The sequence below is a fragment of the Streptomyces sp. NPDC051822 genome (genome assembly GCF_044452745.1).
Classification (GTDB): Bacteria; Actinomycetota; Actinomycetes; order Streptomycetales; family Streptomycetaceae; genus Streptomyces.
The window spans coordinates 384,242-407,857 of the sequence record NZ_JBITBZ010000003.1 but is presented as its reverse complement, the minus strand read 5'-3'; the positions used below and the strand labels follow the sequence as shown (position 1 = coordinate 407,857).

The following is a 23,616-nucleotide window of genomic DNA, read 5'->3' as shown; positions in this document are numbered from 1 at the left end:
CTCGACGAGGTTTCCGAATTCGTCACCTTGACCAAAAGCCCCCCACCCCCCTATCGTCAATATGACGACAAGGGGGGTTCTCTCATGGCAGACATCACCCGGCGGGCCGGCTGGCGCCATCTGCGCTCCGCGCCCACCGCGCACATCCGCCACCAGCGCCGCGGCCGGCTCGTGCACGACGGCGAAGGGCTCAGCTTCTGGTTCCGGCCGCTCACCGCGGCCCTCTCCGAGGTCCCGGTGAACGACCGCGAGCTGGCGATGGCCTTCCACGCGCGTACCGCCGACTTCCAGGACGTCAGCGTCCAGTCCACCGTCACGTACCGGATCGGCGACCCGGCGGCCGCCGCCACCCGGCTCGACTTCTCCATCGACCCCGACACCGGCGCGTGGCGCGGCGCCCCGCTGGAGCAGATCGCCACCCTCCTCACCGAGACCGCGCAGCAGCACGCCCTCGACGTGCTCGCCCGCACCGCGCTCGCCGAGGCGCTCGTCGACGGCGTGGCGGCGGTACGGGACCGCGTCACGGCCGGGCTCGCGGCCGAGCCCCGGCTGCCGGACACCGGCATCGAGGTCGTCGCCGTCCGGGTGGTGGCGATCCGTCCCGAGCCCGAGGTGGAGCGCGCCCTGCGCACCCCCGCGCGCGAGCAGATCCAGCAGGAGGCCGACCGGGCCACGTACGAGCGCCGCGCGGTCGCCGTCGAACGCGAGCGGGCCATCGCCGAGAACGAACTCGCCAGCAAGATCGAGCTCGCCCGGCAGGAGGAACGGCTCGTCGAGCAGCGCGGCACCAACGCGCGCCGCGAGGCCGAGGAGAACGCCGCCGCCGACGCGGTGCGGGCCGAGGCCGAGGCCGTACGGAAGGTCCGCCTCGCACAGGCCGAGGCCGAGGCGGCACGCGAGGTCGGCGCGGCGCGCGCCGGGGCGCAGTCCGCGTGGCTGCGGGCGCACACGGAGGTGGATCCGGCCACCCTGCACGCCCTCGCCGTGACCACGGCCGCCGAGAACCTGCCCAGGATCGAGCACCTGACGCTCTCTCCCGACGTGCTGACGGGCCTGCTCGCCAAGCTGGGCGAGGGCGGGGCCCGGCCGTGAGCCTCGCGCCGCGCGCGGTGCTCGTGCACCGGACCACGGAGTACGAGGAGCTGCTCGCCCGGCACGGTACGCACGGCCAGGCCGCGTTCTTCCTCTCCGCGCGCGGCCGCTCGGTCGAGGCCGTGCGGGAGCGGCACGAGCGCGCCCACCGGGCGCTCGCCGAGGTGGCGGGCGCGGTGCCGCTGACATGGCGGCAGAGCCGGGTCGAGCGCGCCGATTTGGACCGGTTCCTGTTCGGGCCCGAGGACGTGGTCGTCGTGGTCGGACAGGACGGTCTGGTCGCCAACGCGGCGAAGTACCTGAGCGGGCAGCCCGTCATCGGGATCGACGCCGACCCCGGGCGCAATCCGGGCGTCCTGGTCCGCCACCGGGCGGACCGGGCGCGCCGGCTGCTGCCGTACGCGGTGGGGGCCGGGGCGGCGGTCGACGAGCTGACGATGGTGGAGGCCGTCACCGACGACGCGCAGCGGCTGCTCGCCCTGAACGAGATCTACGTCGGCCCGCGCGGTCACCAGACGGCGCGCTACACGCTCGACCTGGACGCGGCGGAGGCGCCGCCCGAGCCGCAGGCCTCGTCGGGCGTGCTGGTCGGCACCGGCACGGGGGCCACCGGCTGGCTGCGGTCCCTGTGGGAACAGCGCTCCAGCACGCTCACGCTGCCCGGGCCCGCGGACGCCCGGCTCGCCTGGTTCGTGCGCGAGGCCTGGCCGTCGCCGGCGACCGGAACGAGCCGGGTCGAGGGCCTCCTCGACCCGGGCCGGGCCCTGCGCCTCACCGTCGAGTCGGACCGTCTGGTCGCGTTCGGCGACGGTGTCGAATCGGACGCCCTGGAGCTGACATGGGGTCAGACCGTCAGCCTCTCGGTCGCGGGTCCGCGCCTGCGTCTCGTCCACTGAGGCCCCGGCGGTCGCCCGGGCGCCCGCGGCCGGAATCGTTCGGCCGCGGGTGGGAGCGGTCCCGCGCGGCGCTATGCTCACCGCGCCTCGTCCGGTAGGCAGTCGGCTGACCACCCGACCGACCGGCAGACCACCCGACCACCGACCACCGACCGACCATCCGGCCGACCGGTTCATCGGCTGACCACTCGACCGGCCATCCGACCGGCCATCCGGCCCCCTGACCACCGGCCGACCCGCCCGTGGCCGAACGCCCGCTCGCTCCCGGCTGTTGAAGGGACCCGCATGACCTCCGGCTCCTCCGGCTCGCTGTCCGTCTCCCGCGCCACGGAACGGGACTGGGAGCTCGTGCGCTCCTGGGCGGCCGAGGAGGGGTGGAATCCCGGCCTTTCCGACGCTCGGGCGTTCTTCGCGCAGGACCCCCGGGGCTTCTTCCTCGGCCGGCTGGACGGGGAGCCGGTCTCCGCCGTCTCCGTCGTCACCTATGACGACGCGTACGCCTTCCTCGGCTTCTATCTGGTACGTCCCGAACTCCGCGGCCTCGGGCACGGCCTGGCCACCTGGCAGGCCGCCCTCGCCCACGCCGGGACCCGCTCCGTCGGCCTCGACGGGGTGCCCGCGCAGCAGGACAACTACCGGCGCTCCGGCTTCTCCACGGCGTACCGCACGGCGCGCTACGTGGGCGAGGTGCCCGCCCCGGACGGACCGGTGGCCGGCGTGGTGGCCGCCGAGCAGGTCGATCCGGGCGCTCTGGCCGCGTACGACGCCGCCTGCCACCACGCGGACCGGCCGCGTTTCCTCGGCGCCTGGCTGACCACCCCCGGCCATCGTGCGCTGGTACGGGTCACCGAGGGGCGTTTGACCGGGTACGGGGTGGTACGTCCGGCCCAGGACGAGGCGCGGATCGGGCCGTTGTTCGCGGACACGCGGGCCGACGCCGCGGCCCTGCTCGACGCGCTCGCCGCCGAGGCGCGGCACTTCGGCGCGGACCGGATCGCGGTCGACATGCCGGAGTCGAATCCGGCGGCGGCGCGGCTTGCCGAAGAGCGGGGCCTGACGCCGACGTTCGAGACGGCCCGGATGTACACGGGTCCGGTCCGGCCCGTGGCACGCGAGCGCGTCTACGGTGTCACGACGCTCGAACTGGGCTGAGCGACCCTTTTCCCGCTTCCCCGCACGCGACAACCTTTGCCCTTCGGGCGGGACCCCCCACCCCTCGGGCGGCCCCTGCACCCTCGCGAGCTACCCTCGCGCCCTTCCGCGGCCCCCACCTCCCCCGGACGGGCCCGCCGACGGGCCCCGGCCGCCCGTCCGCGCGGCCGCGGTTCACGCTCCCCCTCACCGACCCCCCACCGCCCCCCGAGGGGTGACAAGGGTTTTCCCCGTATCGGGTTCATCCCCCCGTTCCCTACTGTCCTCCGCACCGGCAGATATCATCCCCCGAACGCACCCTGACAGGTGCATGAGGAGGGTGGCATCCGCCGGGGACGGCCTTGACCCGGGCCGTCGCGCCGGTGGCGGCGCACGGGCTCCCCAAGCCCAGGGACCGACGGACAGCGACCCCACTTGCCCCGTGTGTCCCGCGCCGCCGCCACTGCTCCGCAGTTACGTCGTACTCGAAAGGGCCACACCTTGAACGGTTCCAGGCGGAGAGTCATATCCGTGGTCGCGAGCGCCGCGATCCTCGGCGCCGCTGCCACGACCGGGGCGATCGCCGCCGCCCCGGGCGCTGCCACCCCGAAGCCCGCACCGGCTTCGCAGACGATGGGGGCGCTGCCCAGCGCCCCGGTCGAGAAGGTCATCGTGACCTACAAGAGCCAGGCCGCCGAGGCCGGCTCCAACACCGCCGCGAAGAGCGACACCGCCGAGAAGGCCGCGAAGACGGGCGAGCAGCTCTCCTTCGAGCGTCGCCTCGCCGGCGGCGGCGCCCTGGTCGACCTGGGCGACAGCGCCACCAAGCAGGACCTGACGGAGGTCATGGACGCGTTCCGCGCCGACCCGTCCGTCGCTTCGGTCGAGCCCGACATCCGCGCCTACGCGATGGCCGTCACGCCGAACGACACCGACTACGCCAAGCAGTGGGACCTCTTCGAGCCCACCGGTGGCATGAACGTTCCTGCAGCCTGGGACAAGACGACCGGCTCCGGCGTGACCGTCGCCGTCATCGACACCGGCTACGCCGCCCACTCGGACCTGGCGGCCAACACCGTCGCCGGTTACGACTTCATCTCCACCTCCTCCGACGCCCGCGACGGCAACGGCCGCGACGCGGACGCGAAGGACGAGGGCGACTGGAACGCGACCGACGGCGAGTGCGGCACCGGCTCCCGCGCCTCCAACTCCTCCTGGCACGGCACCCACGTGGCCGGCACCATCGGCGCCGTCACGAACAACACCAAGGGCATCGCGGGCATCGCGTACAACGCGAAGATCCAGCCCGTGCGGGTGCTCGGCAAGTGCGGCGGCTCGTCCGCCGACATCGCCGACGCCATCACCTGGGCGTCCGGCGGCTCCGTTCCGGGCGTCCCGGCCAACGCGACCCCGGCCAAGGTCATCAACCTGAGCCTGGGCGGCGCCAGCTCCACCTGCCCGAGCGTCTACCAGACCGCCATCAACGGCGCCGTCCAGCGCGGTACCACCGTCGTCGTCGCCGCGGGCAACAGCAACGCCAACGCCTCCGGCTTCACCCCCGCGAACTGCTCGAACGTCATCAACGTGGCGTCGACCAGCCGTGAGGGCAACCGGTCGTACTACTCCAACTACGGCACGATCATCGACGTGTCCGCGCCCGGTGGCGAGACCCGCCGCTCCACCGACACGCCCGGCACCGTCACCACCCCCGAGAACGGCATCTACTCCACGCTGAACTCGGGCACGACGACCCAGTCGGTCGAGAACTACAAGCCGTACCAGGGCACCTCGATGGCGGCGCCGCACATCGCCGGCCTCGCCGCCCTGCTGAAGTCGGCCAAGAGCACCCTCACCCCGGCCGAGATCGAGTCCGCGATCAAGACCAACGCCCGCGCGCTGCCCGGCACCTGCACCGGCGGCTGCGGCACCGGCATCGCGGACACCGCGAAGACCGTGGACGCCGTCACCGGCACCACCACGCCGCCGACCGGCACGGTCTTCTCCAACGCCACGAACGTGACGATCTCCGACAACACCACCGTGTCGTCCTCGATCGCCGTCACCGGCCGCACCGGCAACGCCCCCGCCGCCCTCAAGGTCGGCGTGGACATCAAGCACACCTGGCGCGGGGACCTGGTCATCGACCTGATCGCCCCCGACGGCACGGTGCGCAACCTCAAGGCGTCCTCCTCCTCGGACAGCGCCGACAACGTCCTGACCACGTACACGGTCGACGCGTCGAGCGAGCTCGCCAACGGCACCTGGAAGCTTCAGGTCCGCGATGTGGCCTCGGGTGACACCGGCTACATCGACTCGTGGAGCCTCACCTTCTAAGGCACCATAGTTCCACCCCCGAACCACCCCCCACAACAGCATCATTGCTGGTCAGCGGCGCGCTCGTGGTCTACACCACGGGCGCGTCCTGGTGTTCGGCCGCACCGCTCCGCCGGGGCGTCCTGTCCGTATGCCGGACAAGGGGCCTGGACTCCGCCGGATGGCTCCGTATTCTCTGCCCACGGGGCTCTTGGGCCGGGGCCCGGAGCGGCGGAGGTGGGTGGACAGTGACGACAGCTCCGTACGTCGCTCTGCGCCCTGCGGGCGCGGGGGCATCCCCGGCGCCGGTGGGGCGCGACGAACTCCTCGCCCGGCTGGAGCGCGCGCTGCACATCCGGGGCCGCGCCCTGCTCACCGGACCCGCCGGCGTCGGCAAGACCGAGGTCGCGCTGGCCGCCGCGGCCCGTGCCGAAGCACGCGGCGAGACCGTCCTGTGGCTGGCGACCCTGCCGTCCGACCGCGAGATACCGGGAGCGGCCGCGGCCGCGCTCGTGGCCTCGGTGGCGACGACGGCGACCTGGCCGGGACTCGGCGCCGACCGGCCCGAGACCTCCTGGGTCTTCGACGAGCTGCCCGGCCCCCAGCGCACCGCCGTCGCCATGCTCTGCCGCGAGGCGCCGATCGACGCGGGCGGGTGGGACCCCATCGCGCTCCGGCTCGGCATCGCGCAGATCCTGCGCACCCTGACCTGCCGGGGACCGGTCCTCCTCGTCGTCGACGGCGTCCAGCACGTCGACGCGGACAGCGCGGACCTGCTGCGGTTCGCCCTCCACCTCGCACCGCCCGCGCTGCGGGTGGTGGCCGTCGAGACGCCGGAGCCGTACGGAGAGGCCAAGGAGCCCGACCGGGAGCACCACCGTCCCGAGGACCCGCACGCCGCCCATCTCTGGGTGCCGTCCGAGGCTGACGTGCTGCTCGTGCCCCCGCTGCACGCCGACGAGATCGCCGAACTCCTCATCCACCACCGGCTCCCCTCCCGGATGGCCGGCCGCATCCACCGCGCCAGCGGCGGCAATCCGCGGCTCGCGCTCGCCGTGGGCCGCTCGCTCGCGGACGCGCGGACCCCCGTGCACCACGCGGAGGCGCTGACCCTCTCCGGGCGCGCCCGTGACCTCGCCCGCCAGCTCCTGGGTGCCGCGCCGCTCGCCGTCCGCGCGACGCTGCTGCTCGCCGCGCTCGCGCTGCGCCCGTCGTCGACCCTGGTGCGACGGGCCGGGCGGCCCAACGCCGAGGCGGACCTCGCGGCGGCGGAGCGGGCGGGCCTCGTGTCGCTCGCCGAGGACGGGTCCGTGACCTTCACCGCCGGGCTGCTGCCCTCCACGCTCGTGCACGACGCCTGTTGGGCCGAGCGCAGTGCCGGGCACGCGGCGCTCGCGGAGGTCGTGGACGACCCCGTGGAGGCGGTACGCCACCGGGCGCTCGCCACCGACAGCCCGGACGAGGACCTCGCCGCCGAGGTCGCGGCCGCCGCCGATCTGGCCCGGCGACGCGGCAACAGCGCGCTCGCTGCCGAACTCGCCCTGCTGGCCGCCGAGTCGACTCCGGGACGGCATGGCACGCGGCGCATCGCGCGGCTCGTCGACGCCGCGGAGGAGGCCGCCCGCGCCGCCCGCGCCGACCTCGCCATGCGGGCCGCCACCGATCTGCTCGCCCGGGACGCGGCACCCGCCGACCGGGTCAGGGCCCGGCTCGCCGTGCTCGACACCGCGGGCCAGGGACTGACCGGGCTCGACGAGATGTACGTCCACGCCATGGAGGACTCGGAGGGGGACACCGCCCTGCGCGCGGCCGTCCAGCTCCGGCTCGCCGTCAAGTACGTGCTCGCGGACGGCGACCCGGAACGCTCGCGCACGGCGGCCGTCGAATCGGCGGCGCTCGCCGCGTCCATGGGCGACCCGCGCACGGCGGCGCAGGCCCTGACCGTACAGGCGCGGATGGAACGCGCCCTCGGATCGCCGGACGCGGAGGCCGTGCTCGCGCAGGCCCGCGCCCTCGAACGGGCCGAGCGCCCGCTCGGGATCCGCAACGCGGCTCAGATCCTGACGATCCGTCACGCCCTGTTCGACGACCGGCTCACTGACGCCCGCGACGACGTCAACGCACTGCTGCCCCTGGTCCAGCGGCGCGGCTCCGTCGAGGACGCCATCGAGCTCTACGGCACCCTCGCCCAGATCGAGGCGCGGATCGGGCCCTGCGGGGCGGCGCTCGCGCACGCCGGGCAGTCCCTCGCGCTCACTCTGGAGGCGGGCCTCTCCCCCGGCCCCGCCTGGTACGCGCTCGCGCTGGCGGAGACGGCCGGCGGCAGCTTCGCACGGGCGGCGAGCTACGCCCGGCGCAGCGTCCAGGCCTCGGAGGAGGAGGGCGACCGGGTCTTCCTCTCCCGCAGCCGGTACGCGCTCGGCCGGGTCCAGCTCATCAACGGGGACGTCGCCGCGGCCCTGGAGACGCTGCGGCGGGTCCAGGCCGACGAACGCGCCCAGTCGACCGTGGACCCGTCGATGCTGCGCTGGCACGAGGAGCTGGCCGAGGCCCTGATCGCCCATGACGCGGGCGCCGAGGCCCTGGCCCTCCTGGACGAGGTACGGCCGGTGGCGTCCCGGCTCGGACGGTCCACGGTCCTGCTCGGCTGCGACCGGGCGTACGCCCTGTGGCTCGCGGCGGAGGGACGGACGGACGAGGCCGCGGAGCTTCTCACCGTCACGGCCGAGGCCTTCGGGTGTGCCGGGCTTCCCCTGGAGCGGGGCCGGGCACTGATCGCGCTCGCCCGGGTGGAGCGCCGCAGACGGCGCAGGTCGGCGGCGCAGGGCGCCCTGCACGCGGCGGCCGCGGTGTTCGAACGGGCCGGGGCGGCCCCCTGGCTGGCCCTGGCGAGCGAGACCCCGGCGGGCGCCGCGGGCGAGAGCGCCGGGGGCGGCTCGGGGGGCGAGGAGGCGCCGCCCGCGCTCTCCGCGCTGACGGAGGCGGAGCTGCGCCTCGCCCGCCTCGTGGGCCAGGGTGCCAGCAACCAGGAGGCCGCGGCGAAGCTGTACCTGAGCGTGAAGACGGTCGAGGCGCGGCTGACCCGGATCTACCAGAAGCTCGACGTCCGTTCCCGGGCCCAGCTGGCGACGGCCCTCAGGCCGTAGCCGGCGGCGGTGCCAGTGGCGGTGCCAGTGGCGGCGCCGGTGGCTCGTACGCGCGCCGCAGGAGCCACCGTGCCCCGCTCAGCCGGTGGTGGCCGCGCCGAACCACTCGCCGAGCCGGCCGAGCAGCTCCCGCTGGTCCCCGCCGACCCACACGACGTGGCCGTCCGGGCGCAACAGCACCGCGGGCACGTCCAGTTCCTCGCTGACGTCGACGACGTGGTCGACCCGGTCCGCCCAGCCCTCGACCGAGAGCCGGCCGGTCTGGTCGAGCAGCAGGCCCCGGCCGCCGCGCATCAGCTCGTAGAGCCGCCCCCGCTTCAGTACGACGTCCCGCATCCGCAGGCCGAGCAGCTCGTGGCCCTCGCCCAGGTCGTAGCGGACGTCGACGGCGGTGATCATCGCCGTCACGTACCGGTTGACCTCCTCGAAGTCCATCAGCTTCGAGAACAGCTCGCGCAGCGCGGTCGCACCCGCGTCCGTTCCGAGCAGCGTCATCTGCGCGCGGGTGTTCTCCACCACGCGCCTGCCCGCCGGGTGCCGTTCGGCCTCGTACGTGTCGAGCAGCCCCTCGGGCGCCCAGCCCGCCACCTCGGCGGCCAGCTTCCAGCCGAGGTTGAAGGCGTCCTGGATGCCGAGGTTGAGGCCCTGTCCGCCGGTCGGCGGGTGGATGTGCGCGGCGTCGCCCGCGAGGAACACCCGGCCGACGCGGTAACGCTCGGCCTGCCGGGTGGCATCGCCGAACCGGGAGAGCCAGCGCGGCGAGTGCACACCGAAGTCGGTGCCGGCGAAGGCCCGGAGCTGCTTCCTGAACTCGTCGAGGGTCGGCGCCGCACGGTCCTCGGCCACCCCGTCGGCGGGTACGACGATCCGGCAGACCCCGTTCTCCCCGGGGGTGACGCCGAACCGCAGCTGGGTCTTGCGGACCTCCTCCACGGCGGCGGCGATCGTCTCCGGGTCCGCGGTCACCTCCATGTCGCCGAGGAGCGTCTCGACGGTGGCGGGCTCGCCGGAGAAGTCGACTCCGATCAGCTTGCGCACCGCGCTGCGGCCGCCGTCGCATCCGACGAGGTAGCGGGAGCGCAGCTCCGTGCCGTCCGCGAGCTGGACGGTGACGCCGTCCTCGTCCTGGCGCAGCCCGACGACCTCGTGGCCGCGCCGGATCTCGGTGCCGAGTTCGAGGGCGTGCTCGCCGAGCAGCCGCTCGGTGACCGGCTGCGGGGCGGCGACGCCGTACGGGTGAGCGGTGTCCAGGCTCTCGGGCCACGGCTTCATGACGCCGCCGAAGAGTCCGCCGACCTGGAACTTCTCGCTGACCGCGAGGAACCGGTCGAGCATGCCGCGCTGGTCCATCATCTCGACGCTGCGGGCGTGGAGGCCCTGTCCGCGGGACTCGTCGGTCGGCTCGTCCCGCTTCTCGAGCACGAGCACGGCCACGTCGTGCAGCCGCAGCTCCGCCGCCAGCATCAGGCCGGTGGGTCCGCCGCCGGCCACGATCACGTCAAACATTCATACGCCCCGTTCGAAGAACTGCCTTGCAAGAACAGCCACAGTCACTGGCTACGAGCGGAGATTCTGCAGCACGACGGGGGCCTTGCGGCAAGGCCCCCTGTGCGCTATACCTTGAGAGTGGCAAGGAGCGGTCTACCTCCTTGCCTTTTGTCTTTCCCAGGACCTTCGCCGCCTCAGACCGTGAACGGCCGCTGGTTCAGGAACTCCTCGCTCGGTGCGCCGGTCACGTACAGGTTCGGGCTCTGGGTCGGGGGAAGCCGCCGCTGGATCGCCCGGTGGAAGTCGCGGTAGCCGCCCCGGAACGCGCCGTCCTCCCACACCTGCAACAAGGCACCGGTGAAAGCTCCGTTGACGTCGCCGTCGGCGGCGAACTGGTTGTCCTGACAGGCCGACACGAGGAGTGCGTCCCTGGCCGCGCCGTCGGTCGGCGCGTCCTTCGCCAGTGACCGCCGCAGCTCGTCGAAGAAGTCCCGGTCCCGCTCGTACAGCCGGTGCTGCTGGGGCTCGGGCAGATAGCGGGCCCTGACGCCGGCCGCCTCGCCGCCGGGGACCTCGATGCTGCTGCCGCTGTGGCAGCAGTCGAAGAAGGCGACGATCCGCACGTCGTCGGCGAAGGCGCGGAAGGTCCGCCTGACCTCGTCGTCGAGGAACTGGCGGTCGTAGAGGACCAGGGTCTCGTCGAGGGCGTCCGGCTCGTCGCCGGAGCCGGTGGCGTCGGGCAGCTGGCCGCCGTGGCCGGAGTAGCTGAGGAGCAGGATGTCGCCGGGGCCGAGCCGGGCGGCTGCCTCGCTGAGCACGGCCGTGACATTGGCGACGGTGCCGTCCGGGGTGAGCAGTACGGTGCTCTCGAATCCGGCGGTGCGGGCGAGGCGCTCCATGTCGTGGGCGTCGTTCTCGCAGGCGACCAGGGCGCCGTCCCAGCCTTCGTAGCGGGCGGGGTCGACCCGGTTGAGTCCGATGTGCAGGGCGAGTCCGGTGGCCATGGGTGCCTCCTGGCGGGTGTGCCTCCTGGCGGGAGCGGAGGGGACACCGGGGCGTCTGATCGAGTGGCCTGTGGTCCGGCGCCGAGCGCGGCCCTCTCCACGCGGTACCTACATCGTATGAACGCTTCCGATCCCCCGCTCCCCACGGGCGGCGCCGGCGCCGGCCGTGCCGCGCCCGCCGACCGCACCGGGTACGACGAGAGCTTCCTCGGCCCGGTCGTCCCGCTGCCGCTGCCCGCCCGGCCGACGGTCGGGACGGTGATCCTGCCGTACACCCACTTCACCGTGGTCTTCCGGCCCGACCGGCGCCTCGCCGCCTCGACGGCGGTGTGCGTCGAGGGGCGGGAACTGCGGGAGGACGTGCCGAGGAACGACGTCTGGCGGTTGGATCCCCGGCTGCCCGAGGAGCAGCAGGCGGGTGACGACGTCTACCGGAACAACAGTCTCGACCGCGGTCATCTGGTGCGCAGGCTCGATCCGGTCTGGGGGTCCCCCGCCGTGGCGCTCGCGGCCGACGCGGACACCTTCCACTTCACCAACGCCGCACCCCAGGCGGACGTCTTCAACCAGGGCAAGAAGATCTGGCAGGGCCTGGAGAACTACCTCCTCGACCACGCCGCCGCGTTCGACCGGAGGCTGACGGTGCTGACGGGTCCGGTGCTCCAGGACTCCGATCCTCCGTACCGGGGGATCCAGGTGCCGATGCGCTTCTGGAAGGTGGCCGCGTTCCTCCAGGACGGGGCGCTCGCCGCCGCCGGGTACGTCCTGGACCAGAGTCCCGACCTGAGCCGGGACGCGGAACGGGCGCTCGCGGGGGCGACGGCCGGAGCGCCGCCGCCGCTGGGCCCGTTCCGTACGTACCAGGTGCCGGTCGCGGACGTCGCGGAGATCACCGAGCTGGAGTTCGGGCCGCTGCCCGACGTGGACGTGATGCCTCCGACGCGGGCGCCCGACGAGCGCTGGCGGCGCCTGGAGTCGTTCGAGGACATCGTGCTGCACCCCTGAGGCCGAAGGGCCCGTCCCCGCCGCCGGCCCTTCCCGCAGGCGCCCGCTCGCGATTGCGGCCGCCTGGGGCCGGTGAAACGATGGAGGGGATCGGGTGCTGTTCTGACCCGGTCCGTCACGTCCCGGCGCCGGAGCGACCGGCGCTGCGCCGAGAGCGCCGGACAGGTGCGGAATGCCGCTCACCGAGACGGAGTGGGGGCTCGTAGCCCGTTGGGTGCGGGACCACCTCCTCGATACCCCCGACCCCCGCGAACGGCTGCTGCGCGCCGGTCTCCCGGCCGGTTTCGTCGAGGACCTGCCGCTCACCCCGGACGCCGAACGGAACGCCGCCCTCGTGGTGGAGGCCGCCCGCCGGGACATCGCCCATCAGCGACGGCTGCTCGCCGTCCTCGCCGGTCTCGACGCGCTGGCCGCCATCGACGACCCCCACGGCTACGAGCAGGGCGCGGAGGCCCGCAACCTGCTCACCCGGCTGCGCGAGGACGAAGGGCTGCGGCGTGCGCGGCGGGACCCGTTCGACAGTCAGCTCCTGAAGCACGGCACCGAGGTGTTCCTCGACCGGTCCGAGCTGCGCGAGAAGCTGAGGGGCTTCGTCGCCGACCCGGAGCAGACGGTCCTGATCGTCGACGGTCCCCCGGACAGCGGGCGCTCGTACACGTACGAACTCATCCGCCACCTCGGCCAGCACCTCGGCTTCCGTCCGGTCCGGGTGACCCTGTCCCGTACGTCGACGGCGGCGCGCCTGATGGAGCGGCTCGCGGCCTTCGTGGCGGGGCCGGAGGCCGACGGATTTCCGTTGAATCCCACACGGTTGAACGATCCACTGCCCGCGCTCGAGGACGCCGCCCACAAGATCGTCGCCCGTGCCACCGCCGCGGAGGACCGCTTCTGGCTCGTCCTCGACGACTGCGACCGGCTCGACCCGCACGCCGACGTGTGGGACGCCATCGGTGTGCTTGCGCGGGCGATCTACGAGCACACTCCGGTACGGGCCGAGACCGTGCCCCGGCTCGTACTGCTCGGCTACGCCGCGACCATGCGCCAACTCCCGTACGAGATCCGTAAGAACGAGTGCCGGGACACCGCCCGTCCGGCCGGCGCCGACGATCTCCGCCGTTTCTTCGAGGAGTTCTTCACCGACGCGGCCGACACCACCGCCCCCGGCTGGGAGGAGTCCGTCCGCGACCTGACGGAGACGGCCGTGAGCGAGGTGCTGCGCGCCGTCGGCTCCCCGCCCGACGGGGACAGTCACATGCGCAGGCTGTGCACGGCGGTGGAGGACGTCGTACGACTCCACCGGGCGCTGCCCCGGACGCCGGCGCCGCCCGGGGAGACGGCCCCGCTGCTGCGGGACACCCTGCGCGCGACCCTCTCCGCTCCCGCCGCCGCGCTGCCCGACCCGCGCCGCTCCTACCGCGAGGCCGCCTGCCTGCTCCAGGAGTTCGACCCCGCGCTGCTCCGGCTGCCCGGCGAGGAACGGTCCACCGGGCGCGCCGTCCTCGAACTCGTCGACGACTGCACCGCCCTGCCCTCCCCCGGCGCCCCGGTGTGGACGCTCAAGCCCGAGGTCCGCGACGCGACGCTCGCCGGGCTCGCCGGGCCCGGTGCCGCGCTGAGCGCCCTGCGGGCCAACATCGGCCTGCGCCCGGAGGGGTCCGGCCCCGAGCACACGGCCCTCGCCCTGCTCTCCGGCACCGGCCCCCCGCTCGCCCCCGCCCCCGGCGCTCCTCCGCCGGCGGGCGACGAGGTCGAGGAGCTGTCCGACACCCTTCAGGCCGTGCTCTGGCTGAGCCGGGTACCGGGCGTCACCGGGCTGCCTCCCGTCGACGTGATCCAGCACCGGCTGGAGGCGGCCCGGCTGCTCCAGCCGCTGCACCGGCTGATCCAGGGGACCTTCCACGGCCGCACCGCCGAACTCGACGACCTGCACGCCTATCTCGCGCTGCCCGAGGAGCCGGCGGAGCCCCCGGTGCTCCTGCACGGGGTCGGCGGCATCGGCAAGAGCACCCTGCTCGCCAAGTTCCTCGTCGACGCACTGGCCGCGTCCCCCACCGGATTCCCCTTCGTCTACATCGACTTCGCGCGCCCCACGCTCTCCGTCCACGAACCCGCCACCGTCATCGCTGAGATGGCCCGGCAGCTCGCCGTCCACCACGCCGGTCACCGGGCCGCCTTCGAGGCCCTCGCGGACGAGTGCGAGCGGACGGCGGCGGCCCAGCGGGGCGAACGCAACGAACTCGACGACCTCCACCGCCTCGCCGGCACCCGGGCCACGCTCGCCCGCGACTACACGTCCGACTTCCACGCCCGCGCCAGCGCCCGCGAGCAGGAACTCGCCCACCGGGTCGCGTCCCTGGTCGCCGAGGCCGTCCGGCCCGCGCCCGACGGGCAGGCACCCCCGCTGCTCGTCGTGATCGACTCCTTCGAGGAGGCCCAGTACCGGGGCTCCCCCGTCCTCGGCCGGATGTGGGCCATCTGGACGGCGCTGCGGGCGGCGTACTCGCGGCTGCGGTTCATCGTCTCCGGTCGGGCGCCGATCGACCACCCCGCCCGGGTCCTCGCGCCGCGCACCAGGGAGCTGACCGAGCTGGACCACGAGGCGTCCGTGGACCTCCTGATGTCGTCCGGGGTCCTCGACGAGGCGCTCGCGGAGGACCTCGCGGACCGGATCGGCGGTCATCCGCTGAGCCTGAGGCTGGCGGCCGGCACGGCGGTCGCCCTGGGCACCGACTCCCGTTCGCTGGGCTCCCTCGTGCGCGGACTGCCCTCCCGGCGGCGGTACTTCGACCGCCAGGTCGACCAGATGCTGATCCAGGGCACGCTGTACGACCGCATTCTCAAGCACATCGCGGAGGACGACGTCCGGGCCCTCGTCCAGGCGGGCCTCGCCCTCCGCTTCATCACCCCCGACCTGGTGAGGGAGGTGCTCGCCGGTCCCGCGGGGCTCCGCGTCGACTCCGCGGGCGAGGCCCGCCGGCTGTACGGGCTGCTCACCTCACGGGTCGACCTGATGGAGCCGGCGGGGCCCGAGGCCATCCGGCACAGGGCCGATCTGCGCGCCATCATGCTGCGGCTCTCGGACAGCGCGCGCACCGATCTGATGCGGGCGGTCGACCGCAGCGCCGTCGCGTACTACTCGGTCCGCGAGGGGACCCGGAACCGCGCCGAGGAGATCTACCACCGGCTCAGGCTCGGGGAGAACCCCCGTACGGTGGAGGCCCGTTGGGAACCGGGGGTCGACGCCTACCTGGGCGGGCAGACGCACCTGGAGATGGCGCACCGCCCGGCCGCGTTCCTCCTCGGCAGGATCGGCGGCCACGTGCCCGACCAGATCATGGCCGAGGCCGACCAGGAGGACTGGGAGCGGATCGCCGCACGCGAGGTCGAGGACCTCCTCACCCAGGGGTACGTGGAGGCCGCGGCGCAGCGCCTCGCGGAGCGGCGCCCGTGGACGCCGTGCAGCCGGCTCCACGCGCTGCTCGCCGAGACCCTCGCCCGGTCCGGCCGGACGGCGGAGGCGCGCGCGAGCGCCGGGCGGGCCGTGGACGGGGCGGCGGAGGCGGGCTGCGCGGAGACCCAGCTCGAACTGCTGCAGTTGTCGGCGCGGCTCGCGCAGGACGAGGGGGCCTTCGCGGACGCGGACCGGGACCTCCAGGAGGCGGAGGAGATCGCGGCGGGCCTCGGACTGCGGTACGAGTCCCTGGGCGTGCTCGTCGCCCGCTCGCGGCTCGCGTCGCTCGCGGACGTCGACGCCGCTCCGGCGCGGGAGCGGCTCGCCCGGACGCTGCGCGGCATGCCGGACGCCGACCTGGCCAGGCAGCCGTCCCTCGCCCGTACGGCGGCGGCCGCGGCCTGCCCGGCGGACCCCCGGCTCCTGGAGCACACGCTGCGGCTCGTGGGGCTGCCGGCGGACGAGGAGGCGGTGGTGACGGAGCTGGCCCACTGGATCGACACCACCCTCGGCGACGAGCCGGGGCTCCGCGGGCCGCTGGCCCGCATCCTGGAGGCGGCGGCCGGTGAGCCGTACCCCGGGGACGACCGTCTCGACCGTGCCCGGATCGAGCGGGACCTGCGGGAGGCACGGCGGCGCGGCACCCTGGACAGCGTCGCGCGGCAGGCGCTGACGCTCCGGGACGGCAGCGGCGACCTGCTGCTCGGGGTCGCCTCCGCGATGGACGCGGGCCCGCTGCCGCGCGGCGCGGCACGCCTGGCCGGAGCCGCACGTGGCGCGTCGTCGCGCGCTCGCGCGCCCGGGAGCGGGGAGCCCGACGTCTGGGCGGGCCCCCGCCCCCGCCACGGCGGTACGGGGCTGTGGACGCGCCCGCCGCCGACCGCCGCAGGGGCCGCGCTCCGCAAGGAGCCGTTCCTGCCGCAGCCCGAGCTCGTCAGGCTCCGCAACGCCGCCATGGAGGCCGGTCTCGCGGACCGGTCCCTGCGCCCCGCCCTGCTCGACGGCGTCCCCGGGCACTTCACGTCCACGCTCGAAGCGCTGGACGACCCCCGGGAGCAGGTGCACGCCGACCTCAACGCGATGAACCAGGTCGAGCGGCTGATCGACGGTCTGGTGCCGCTGGAGATCTGGCTGCACAACGCGATCGAACTGACCCGTGAACCGGGCCCGCGCGCCGTCCTGCAGGGCGCCCTCGACACCGTGGCCCGCGCGATCACGGGCGAGGCGGAGCTGCCCGCGGACATGATGCCCGGGGAGATGAAGGAGGAGGTCATCCTCCAGGACGACACCGTGCCGTACGAGTTCCTGCACGGCGGCATCCGGGCCGGGTCCTCGGTCGCCCTGCTGAGGATCCCGCCGTACGAGTCGGGCGCCCCGCTGCTGCCGTCCTATCCGCACGGCGGCACGGGCTGGATGATCGCTCCCGGCCTGCTGATCACCAACCACCATGTGGTGATGGCCCGTTCGTGGGAGTCGGGCGTCCGGCCGTACGTGAGCGACGAGGACCTGATGCTGCAGGCGCGCATGTCCCGTTCCCGCTTCGACTTCGTCGAGAACACGGCGGCCGCGCCGGAGGCGACGGCCGGTGAACTCGCCGCCTGGGACGCGACGCTCGACTACGCCATAGTGCGGCTCTCCTCCGACCAGGAGCGGCGCCCGACGCTCCGGGTCTCCACCCGGCCGCTCCTCGTCCGGGAACGGCAGCGCGTTCCCGTCAACATCATCCAGCACCCGGGAGGCCTGCCGAAGCGGGTCGCGCTGCGCAACAACCTGGTCTACCGGGCGGACGAGCACGACCTCCTGTACTTCACCGACACCCGCGGCGGCTCGTCCGGCTCACCGGTCTGCCTCGACGACTGGACGGTGGTGGGGCTGCACCGCGGGACACGGAAGGTGGACGAGGTCGAGTTCCAGGGTGCCAGGACCAGGTTCGTGAACGTCGGGACGCAGATGAGCGGCATCCTGGCCCATCTCAGTGAGTTCAGGCCGGAGTTGTACGGGGAGATCATGGCGGCCCAGTCGGGGCGGCCCGCCCCGGGGAACGTGACGAACGGAAGGCCGAGGTGAGTGACCATGCCGAACGGACCAGGGAGCGTGTCGCCGGTCGCGACCGCGACGGAGCGGATCTTCGGGGATCTGCGGGAGGTCGCCGCGCGGGTGCGGGGGGACCTGGAGGCGGAGATCGCCGAGTCCACCTTCGAGCTGCCTGCCGACGCGGCCCCGGCGGCCGAGATCTCGCGCTTCGCCCGCGAGGAGCGGGCCCGTGTCCTGGAGGCCGGTGTCAGCGGTCTGGAGAAGCTGGCCGCGCACCGGGAGGACGAGCTCGACGGGGACGAGAGCTTCGGCGTGGAGGCGATCGTCCTCCTGGAGGGCCGTCCCGCGATCCTGGTCCAGCGCCAGGACTTCGCCCCGCAGCGCGACGAGTGGGCGGTCCTGGACTCCCAACGGGTGGCGATCCGTGAGTCCTTGGCGCGGGTCGGCCGGGTCGAGGTCACCGGCCACCCGCGTCTCGACTGGGTCGGCACGGCCTTCGTCGTCGGGCCCGGCGTCGTGATGACGAACCGTCATGTGGCGGTGGAGTTCAGCCGTCTCCAGGGCGAGGGCGTCGACTGGACCTTCGAGTACGGGATGTCGGCGCGGGTCGACCCGGCGGAGGAGCTGCCGGTCGACGGCGATCCGCCGGGGGCCTCCGTCCCGTACGAGGTCACGGAGATCATCGGCATCCACCCGGACGTCGACATGGCCCTGCTGCGGGTCGAGCCCTCGGCGGACGGCGGCCTGCCCACCCCGCTGGCGGTCGCGGCGGACGCGCCCGCGAGCGTTCCCGGCCGCCCGGTGTACGTGGTCGGGTATCCGGCCTGGGACGGCCGGCGCAACGAACCCGAGTCGATGCGCCGGATCTTCATGGACGTCTACAACGTGAAGCGGCTCCAGCCGGGGGCGGCGACCGAGTTCACCCCGGGCGGTCTGGTGATGAAGCACGACTGCTCGACGCTCGGCGGCAACAGCGGCTCGCCGGTCTTCGACCTCACCGACCACCGCGTCCTCGGCCTCCACTTCGGCGGCCGCTACCGCACGGGCAACTTCGCCGTCCCGCTCTGGGAGCTGGTCGACGACCCGCTGCTCGCGGCGGCGGGAGTCAACTGGGTCTAGAGCGGGACCTCTCGGACGGGCGAAGGGCTATCCGTGGTCGGTGAAGGCGACGACGTACACGCCGCGGGCGGTGGTTCCGTCGGGGAGCCGCCACTCTCCGGTGACCTGCCCGACGATCCGGCCGTCGACCTGACCGGAGACCTGGTCCGCGTCCTGGTTCGTGTCCTCGTTCGCGCCGCCCGCGGCCCGGTCCGTTCCGGCACGCAGGACGCGCTGCAGCCGCAGCGTCAGCGGGGCGGCCCCGCCGGGCGTCCGTACCACCACGTCGGTGTGGTCGGGGCCTTCCGTGACCCGCACCAGGTCCACGTCGGCCGCGCCGCCCGCCGCGAGGGGCGAGACGACGACGGTGGGGTCGGGGGTGTCGGTCAGGGACTGGGACTGCGCCTGGGCGCGACCGGTGAGGAACGCGTACAACTGGGCGATCAGCACGGGGTCATGGGCGCCGTCGTGGACCCAGCGCTTGCCGAGGACGCTGTGCTCCATGGTCCCGATGAGGGCGTTCCCCGCCCCTTCTACCGGACCGGAGCGGTACGTCATGGGGACGAGGTACGTGACGGCCTCGTCGCCCTCGCCGTCGGCCACCGCCATGAACTCGATGCCGACCTCGCCCGCCGGGTCGTCGAGCCGGAAGCCCCCGGCCTTCTCCGGCGCGGCCTCCGCGCCGGAGGACCACTCCCGCGTGGGAAGCCACTCCGCGATCAGCTCCAGCTTGGTGGGCTTCATGGGCGTGTGGTGGATGACGGCCATCGCGCGGGTCTCCCTCTCGTCCGTGGTCCGGGCCCCGGCAACGTAACAGACCGTCCCTCGGGCCACCGTGCGAGCCGGTGCCGCCCGGCCTAGCCTGAAGACGGAGTGTTGTCCGCCGGCCGGCAGGAGGCCCGCCGTGATCAACCGGCACACACGGAACCGACGTGTCCGCGCGGCCCTGGCCGCTCTCGTCATCAGCGCGGCCCCGTTGGGCGCGGGCGCCGGGTTCGCCGCCGAACCGCCTTTCCCGGCACCGTACTTGGCGGCGGCCCCGGCGCAGGCCGACTTCCCCGAGCTGACCCCGGCCGTCGCCGCCCGCCTGGACAAGGCGATCAAGGACGTGATGAAGGAGGCGGGCGTCCCCGGAGTCACGGTCGCCCTCTCGGCGCCCGACAAGGGCACGTACATCCGCTCCTTCGGCGTCGCCGACAAGGCCACGGGCCGGCCCATGAACCCCGGCCTGTACATGCGGATCGGCAGCGAGACCAAGACCTTCACGGTGACGGCCCTGCTCGAACTCGTCGACCAGGGCAAGGTGGAACTCGACGACCCGATCTCCCAGTACGTCGACGACGTTCCGAACGGCGACAAGATCACCCTGCGCGACCTCGCCGCCATGCGCAGCGGCCTGTTCAACTACTCGGCGGACGAGGACTTCTACGAGGCCCTCACGTCCGACCCCGACCGGCAGTTCACCCCTCAGGAGCTGCTCGACTACGCGTTCAGCCACCCGGTGCAGTTCCCGCCGGGGTCCAGGTTCGACTACTGCAACACGAACACGATCCTGCTCGGGCTCGTCGTGGAGAAGGCCGGCGGCATGCCGCTGGACGAGTTCGTCCAGAAGAACGTGGTCGAGCCCGCGGGCCTGCGGCACACCCTCTTCCCTACCGACGCCTCCTTCCCGAGCCCGCACGCCCACGGCTACACCGACCAGACCGCGTCGGGCGGCGTCGAGGACGCCACGAACTGGAACCCCTCCTGGGGCTGGGCCGCCGGCGCGATGATCTCCGACCTCCGGGACATGCGCACCTGGGCCCGGGTGCTCGCCACCGGCACCCTGCTGACCCCGGAGACCCAGGCCGAACGCCTCAAGGTCTACCCGTCGGGCGCCCCCGGCAGCGGCTACGGCCTGGGGCTCTTCAACATCCAGGGCTGGATCGGCCACAACGGCTCCCTGCCGGGCTACCAGTCCCTGACGATCTACCTGCCGGAGGCCGAGGCCACCCTGGTGGTGCTGCTCAACACGGACATCGTCCACGAGAACAGCGCGCCCAGCACCCACTTCGGCCGGGCCATCACGCGCATCGTGACCCCGGACCACGTCTACGACATCCCCGCCCCGCCGCCCGCGACGAGCCCCGGCGCGAACTGACTCCGGTCAGGCCTCCAGTACGACGACGGCCTCGTCCGTGTACGTACGGAAGGTCAGGGTCTCCTGGAAGTACAGCTGCACGCTGGTCGCGTCGTGTGACGTGTAGCCGATCGCCAGGTCCTGGCCGAGGCGCAGCTCGAAGTCGCCGCCACGGGTGGACAGGACGAAGCCGCCGCTCAGCGCGGGCGCCCAGATCGGGGAGCCGTCGAGCATGCGCCCGAGGTGCGCCGCGATCGGGTACCCGTGGTCGGAGGTCTCGCTGACCGCCCGGTACTCCTCGGCTCCGAGGAGCAGCGCGTACGGGCCGTCGACGCCCGCGAGCCGCAGGGAGGTCAGCGCCCTGCTGACCGCGTCGGGGTAGTCGCGCGGTTCGGCGGGCAGCCGGACCACCGGGTTCGAGGACCGGGCGCGCAGCCCGTCGACGCCCGCCGCCCCGTACCCGTCGAAGATCGTCCGGTCCTCGACGAAGGCCATGGCGCGTGCCGCGTCCTTCACCGGCTGCCAGTCGGAGTCCTTCGCGCCCCGCTCGACGTCGTCGACGGCGGCCCGGTCCACGGTGAACGGCACCCGGAGTTCGACCAGGGGTGTGGCCTCGCGCAGTCGGGCCGAGACCCCGGGGGCGGGCGGGCTCATGTCGGTGAGGTGGCCCGTACCGACGGCGGCGAGTTCCGGTCCCACCGGGTCGGGGACGTCGACGACGCGGCGGCCCGCGACGTTGCGCCGGAACGTGCGGCGGGCCTCCTCCTCGATCTCGGCCCAGGCCGCCGGGGTGATCGGGGCGAGTTCGCGGTGCAGGTTGTTCGTGTCGGTGCCGCGGTACGGATCGCTCGGGGCGTCGGGGGTCGTCATGGAATCAGGCTCCTTTCAGGCCGCCGATGCCCAGGGAGTCCCCCCGGCCGGCGGCGGGCGGCGGCGCGGTGGGCGGGTCGTCGAGGAAGTCGGCGGTCGGCACGAAGAAGAGGCCGCCGGTGACGGCCCGGGAGAAGTCGAGGATGCGGTCGGTGTTGCCCGGCGGGTCCCCCAGGAACATGTTGCGCAGCATGAGCTCGGTCACGGCCGGGGTGCGCGCGTAGCCGATGAAGTACGTGCCGATCTCTCCGCTGCCCACCCGCCCGAACGGCATGTTCGCGCGGAGGATCTGCCGCTGGACACCGTCCTCGTCGACGACGGTGGTCAGTGCGACGTGCGAGTCCGCCGGCTGGACGTCGTCGGACATCTCGACGTTGGACGCCTTGGCCCGCCCGATGACGTGCTCCTGCTGCTCGACGGTGAGCGCGTCCCAGGCCGCCATGTCGTGGAGGTACTTCTGCACGACGACGTAGCTGCCGCCGCGGAACGGGGGGTCCTCGTCGCCGACGTGGACCGCCTCGGAGGCCACCTGGCCCGCCGGGTTCTCGCTGCCGTCGACGAAGCCGAGGAGGTCGCGCTCGTCGAAGTACGCGAAGCCGTGCACCTCGTCGACGACGGTCACCGCGCCCGCGAGCTGTTCCACGATCAGCCGGCCCAGCTCGAAGCAGAGGTCCATACGGCGGGCGCGCAGGTGGAAGAGCAGGTCACCGGGGGTCGCCGGGGCGCGGTGGCGGGGCCCTCGCAGGGCAGGGAAGGGGTGGAGTTCGCGGGGGCGCGGGCCGCCGACGAGCCGGTCCCAGCCCTCGGAGCCGATGCCGACGACGCAGCTGAGCCCGTCGTCGGGGTAGCGGAAGGACACCGACCGGGTCAGCCCCGTCAGCTCCTGGAGGGCCTCCGCCACCGTGGCCTCACCGCCGGGGTTGACGGTGGCCACCAGAAAGAGGGCCGCCCGCTCGGGGGGCACGACGACGGGCTGGACGACGACCATGGGACTCCCGCGAGAACCTTTACGGATAGAAAGCGCGAAAAGGACAGCGCCAGCCTAGGCGGGCATGATCCGATGCGCAGCCCGGCACCCACCCCGTGGCAGAGTCTGGGGTGAGGCCGAACGTCAGAGGAGTGAACATGGGGCGAGTGACCGCGCGGCGGCGCGTCCTGCGCGTACGCGAGGGGGACTCGTCCTACCGTCCGGACACGCTGGCCGCCGAGGAGCCGATGGAGATCCGGGTCGGCGGGCGCCCGCTGACGGTGACCATGCGTACCCCCGGCGACGATTTCGACCTCGCGGTCGGCTTCCTGGTCAGCGAAGGCGTCGTCCACACCGCCGACGACGTGGCGGGCATCCGTTACTGCGCGGGCGCCACCGCCGACGGAGGCAACACGTACAACGTGGTCGACGTCGGTCTGGCCCCTCACGTGGCCGCCCCGGACGCCTCCCTGGAGCGGAACTTCTACACCACGTCCTCCTGCGGGCTGTGCGGCAAGGCCAGCCTCGACGCGGTGCGTACGACGGCCGCCTGGACCGTGGCCGAGGACCCGCTGCGCATCGGGACGGACACCCTCGCCGGTCTGCCGGACAGGCTGCGTGCGGCCCAGCGGGTGTTCGACTCGACCGGTGGCCTGCACGCCGCCGGCCTCTTCGGCCCCGACGGCGAGCTCCTGGTCGTCCGCGAGGACGTCGGCCGGCACAACGCCGTCGACAAGGTCGTCGGCCACGCCCTGCGCGAAGGGCTGCTCCCGCTGCGGGGCACCGTACTGATGGTCAGCGGCCGGGCCTCCTTCGAGCTCGTGCAGAAGGCCGTCATGGCCGGCGTCCCCGTGCTCGCCGCGGTCTCCGCCCCCTCGTCGCTCGCCGTCGACCTCGCCGCCGAGAGCGGACTCACCCTCGTCGGCTTCCTGCGCGGGGCGTCGATGAACGTCTACTGCGGCGACGAACGGATCGACCTCCCCGACCGCCGGCCGTGACCGG

General features: G+C 73.7%; 15 protein-coding genes. 10 read left to right on the top strand and 5 right to left on the bottom strand.

The features are described from left to right. The first annotated feature begins 84 nt into the window (after window positions 1-84). The 5 genes from ACIA8N_RS12335 (at window position 85) to ACIA8N_RS12315 (ending at window position 8,578) form a co-directional block, all read left to right on the top strand. A complete protein-coding gene (locus ACIA8N_RS12335; RefSeq protein ID WP_030555555.1) occupies window positions 85-1,092 on the top strand; it encodes an SPFH domain-containing protein in 1,008 nt (335 codons plus the stop codon). Continuing rightward, window positions 1,089-1,988: a hypothetical protein gene (locus tag ACIA8N_RS12330; RefSeq protein ID WP_365780173.1), complete on the top strand. Its 900-nt coding sequence runs from the start codon at window positions 1,089-1,091 to the stop codon at window positions 1,986-1,988. Before ACIA8N_RS12335 ends, ACIA8N_RS12330 begins: the two co-directional genes overlap by 4 nt. A gap of 285 nt (window positions 1,989-2,273) precedes the next feature. After that, window positions 2,274-3,140: a GNAT family N-acetyltransferase gene (locus ACIA8N_RS12325; protein WP_365780172.1), complete on the top strand. Its 867-nt coding sequence runs from the start codon at window positions 2,274-2,276 to the stop codon at window positions 3,138-3,140. 612 nt (window positions 3,141-3,752) lie between these two features. After that, window positions 3,753-5,453, top strand: coding sequence for a S8 family serine peptidase (locus ACIA8N_RS12320; RefSeq protein WP_365780365.1), 1,701 nt, complete (start codon window positions 3,753-3,755; stop codon window positions 5,451-5,453). 227 nt (window positions 5,454-5,680) lie between these two features. Next, window positions 5,681-8,578, top strand: a complete 2,898-nt coding sequence (locus tag ACIA8N_RS12315) for a LuxR family transcriptional regulator (protein WP_365780171.1) — start codon at window positions 5,681-5,683, stop codon at window positions 8,576-8,578. Between the two features lie 78 nt (window positions 8,579-8,656). On the opposite strand, the gene rox is transcribed toward ACIA8N_RS12315, so the two are convergent. After that, window positions 8,657-10,084 carry a rifampin monooxygenase gene (rox, locus tag ACIA8N_RS12310; RefSeq protein ID WP_365780170.1) on the bottom strand — a complete coding sequence of 476 codons (1,428 nt, stop codon included), beginning with the start codon at window positions 10,082-10,084 and terminating at the stop codon, window positions 8,657-8,659. Between the two features lie 176 nt (window positions 10,085-10,260). Continuing rightward, window positions 10,261-11,070, bottom strand: a complete 810-nt coding sequence (locus ACIA8N_RS12305) for a caspase family protein (protein WP_365780168.1) — start codon at window positions 11,068-11,070, stop codon at window positions 10,261-10,263. A gap of 117 nt (window positions 11,071-11,187) precedes the next feature. Here ACIA8N_RS12305 and ACIA8N_RS12300 point away from each other — a divergent pair, with 117 nt between their 5' ends. From ACIA8N_RS12300 to ACIA8N_RS12290, 3 genes are all read left to right on the top strand, one after another. Then, window positions 11,188-12,075: a DNA/RNA non-specific endonuclease gene (locus ACIA8N_RS12300; protein ID WP_365780167.1), complete on the top strand. Its 888-nt coding sequence runs from the start codon at window positions 11,188-11,190 to the stop codon at window positions 12,073-12,075. 172 nt (window positions 12,076-12,247) lie between these two features. Then, complete coding sequence (locus ACIA8N_RS12295) at window positions 12,248-17,593, top strand: trypsin-like peptidase domain-containing protein (protein WP_365780166.1); 5,346 nt, start codon at window positions 12,248-12,250, stop codon at window positions 17,591-17,593. Window positions 17,594-17,599: 6 nt separating this feature from the next. Further along, window positions 17,600-18,679 (top strand): serine protease, encoded by a 1,080-nt coding sequence (locus tag ACIA8N_RS12290; protein ID WP_365780165.1) that lies wholly within the window; start codon window positions 17,600-17,602, stop codon window positions 18,677-18,679. A gap of 27 nt (window positions 18,680-18,706) precedes the next feature. On the opposite strand, the gene ACIA8N_RS12285 is transcribed toward ACIA8N_RS12290, so the two are convergent. Further along, window positions 18,707-19,426: a 1,4-alpha-glucan branching protein gene (locus ACIA8N_RS12285; protein WP_365780163.1), complete on the bottom strand. Its 720-nt coding sequence runs from the start codon at window positions 19,424-19,426 to the stop codon at window positions 18,707-18,709. Between the two features lie 136 nt (window positions 19,427-19,562). On the opposite strand from ACIA8N_RS12285, the gene ACIA8N_RS12280 reads away from it, so the two are divergent. Continuing rightward, entirely contained in the window at window positions 19,563-20,798 is a 1,236-nt protein-coding gene (locus ACIA8N_RS12280) for a serine hydrolase domain-containing protein (RefSeq protein WP_365780162.1), read from the top strand. A 6-nt stretch (window positions 20,799-20,804) separates the two neighbouring features. On the opposite strand, the gene ACIA8N_RS12275 is transcribed toward ACIA8N_RS12280, so the two are convergent. Next, on the bottom strand, window positions 20,805-21,647 hold the full coding sequence (locus ACIA8N_RS12275; protein WP_365780161.1) for a family 1 encapsulin nanocompartment shell protein: 843 nt from the start codon (window positions 21,645-21,647) through the stop codon (window positions 20,805-20,807). Between the two features lie 4 nt (window positions 21,648-21,651). After that, entirely contained in the window at window positions 21,652-22,635 is a 984-nt protein-coding gene (locus ACIA8N_RS12270; protein WP_365780160.1) for a Dyp-type peroxidase, read from the bottom strand. Window positions 22,636-22,772: 137 nt separating this feature from the next. On the opposite strand from ACIA8N_RS12270, the gene fdhD reads away from it, so the two are divergent. Continuing rightward, complete coding sequence (fdhD, locus tag ACIA8N_RS12265) at window positions 22,773-23,612, top strand: formate dehydrogenase accessory sulfurtransferase FdhD (protein WP_365780159.1); 840 nt, start codon at window positions 22,773-22,775, stop codon at window positions 23,610-23,612. Window positions 23,613-23,616: the final 4 nt, after the last annotated feature.

Coding starts and splice junctions, on each gene's coding strand:
- ACIA8N_RS12335 (WP_030555555.1), top strand. CDS start 85: ATGGCAGACATCACCCGGCGGGCCGGCTGGCGCCATCTGCGCTCCGCG.
- ACIA8N_RS12325 (WP_365780172.1), top strand. CDS start 2,274: ATGACCTCCGGCTCCTCCGGCTCGCTGTCCGTCTCCCGCGCCACGGAA.
- ACIA8N_RS12320 (WP_365780365.1), top strand. CDS start 3,753: ATGGGGGCGCTGCCCAGCGCCCCGGTCGAGAAGGTCATCGTGACCTAC.
- rox (WP_365780170.1), bottom strand. CDS start 10,084: ATGTTTGACGTGATCGTGGCCGGCGGCGGACCCACCGGCCTGATGCTG.
- ACIA8N_RS12305 (WP_365780168.1), bottom strand. CDS start 11,070: ATGGCCACCGGACTCGCCCTGCACATCGGACTCAACCGGGTCGACCCC.
- ACIA8N_RS12300 (WP_365780167.1), top strand. CDS start 11,188: ATGAACGCTTCCGATCCCCCGCTCCCCACGGGCGGCGCCGGCGCCGGC.
- ACIA8N_RS12295 (WP_365780166.1), top strand. CDS start 12,248: ATGCCGCTCACCGAGACGGAGTGGGGGCTCGTAGCCCGTTGGGTGCGG.
- ACIA8N_RS12290 (WP_365780165.1), top strand. CDS start 17,600: ATGCCGAACGGACCAGGGAGCGTGTCGCCGGTCGCGACCGCGACGGAG.
- ACIA8N_RS12285 (WP_365780163.1), bottom strand. CDS start 19,426: ATGGCCGTCATCCACCACACGCCCATGAAGCCCACCAAGCTGGAGCTG.
- ACIA8N_RS12275 (WP_365780161.1), bottom strand. CDS start 21,647: ATGACGACCCCCGACGCCCCGAGCGATCCGTACCGCGGCACCGACACG.
- ACIA8N_RS12270 (WP_365780160.1), bottom strand. CDS start 22,635: ATGGTCGTCGTCCAGCCCGTCGTCGTGCCCCCCGAGCGGGCGGCCCTC.
- fdhD (WP_365780159.1), top strand. CDS start 22,773: ATGGGGCGAGTGACCGCGCGGCGGCGCGTCCTGCGCGTACGCGAGGGG.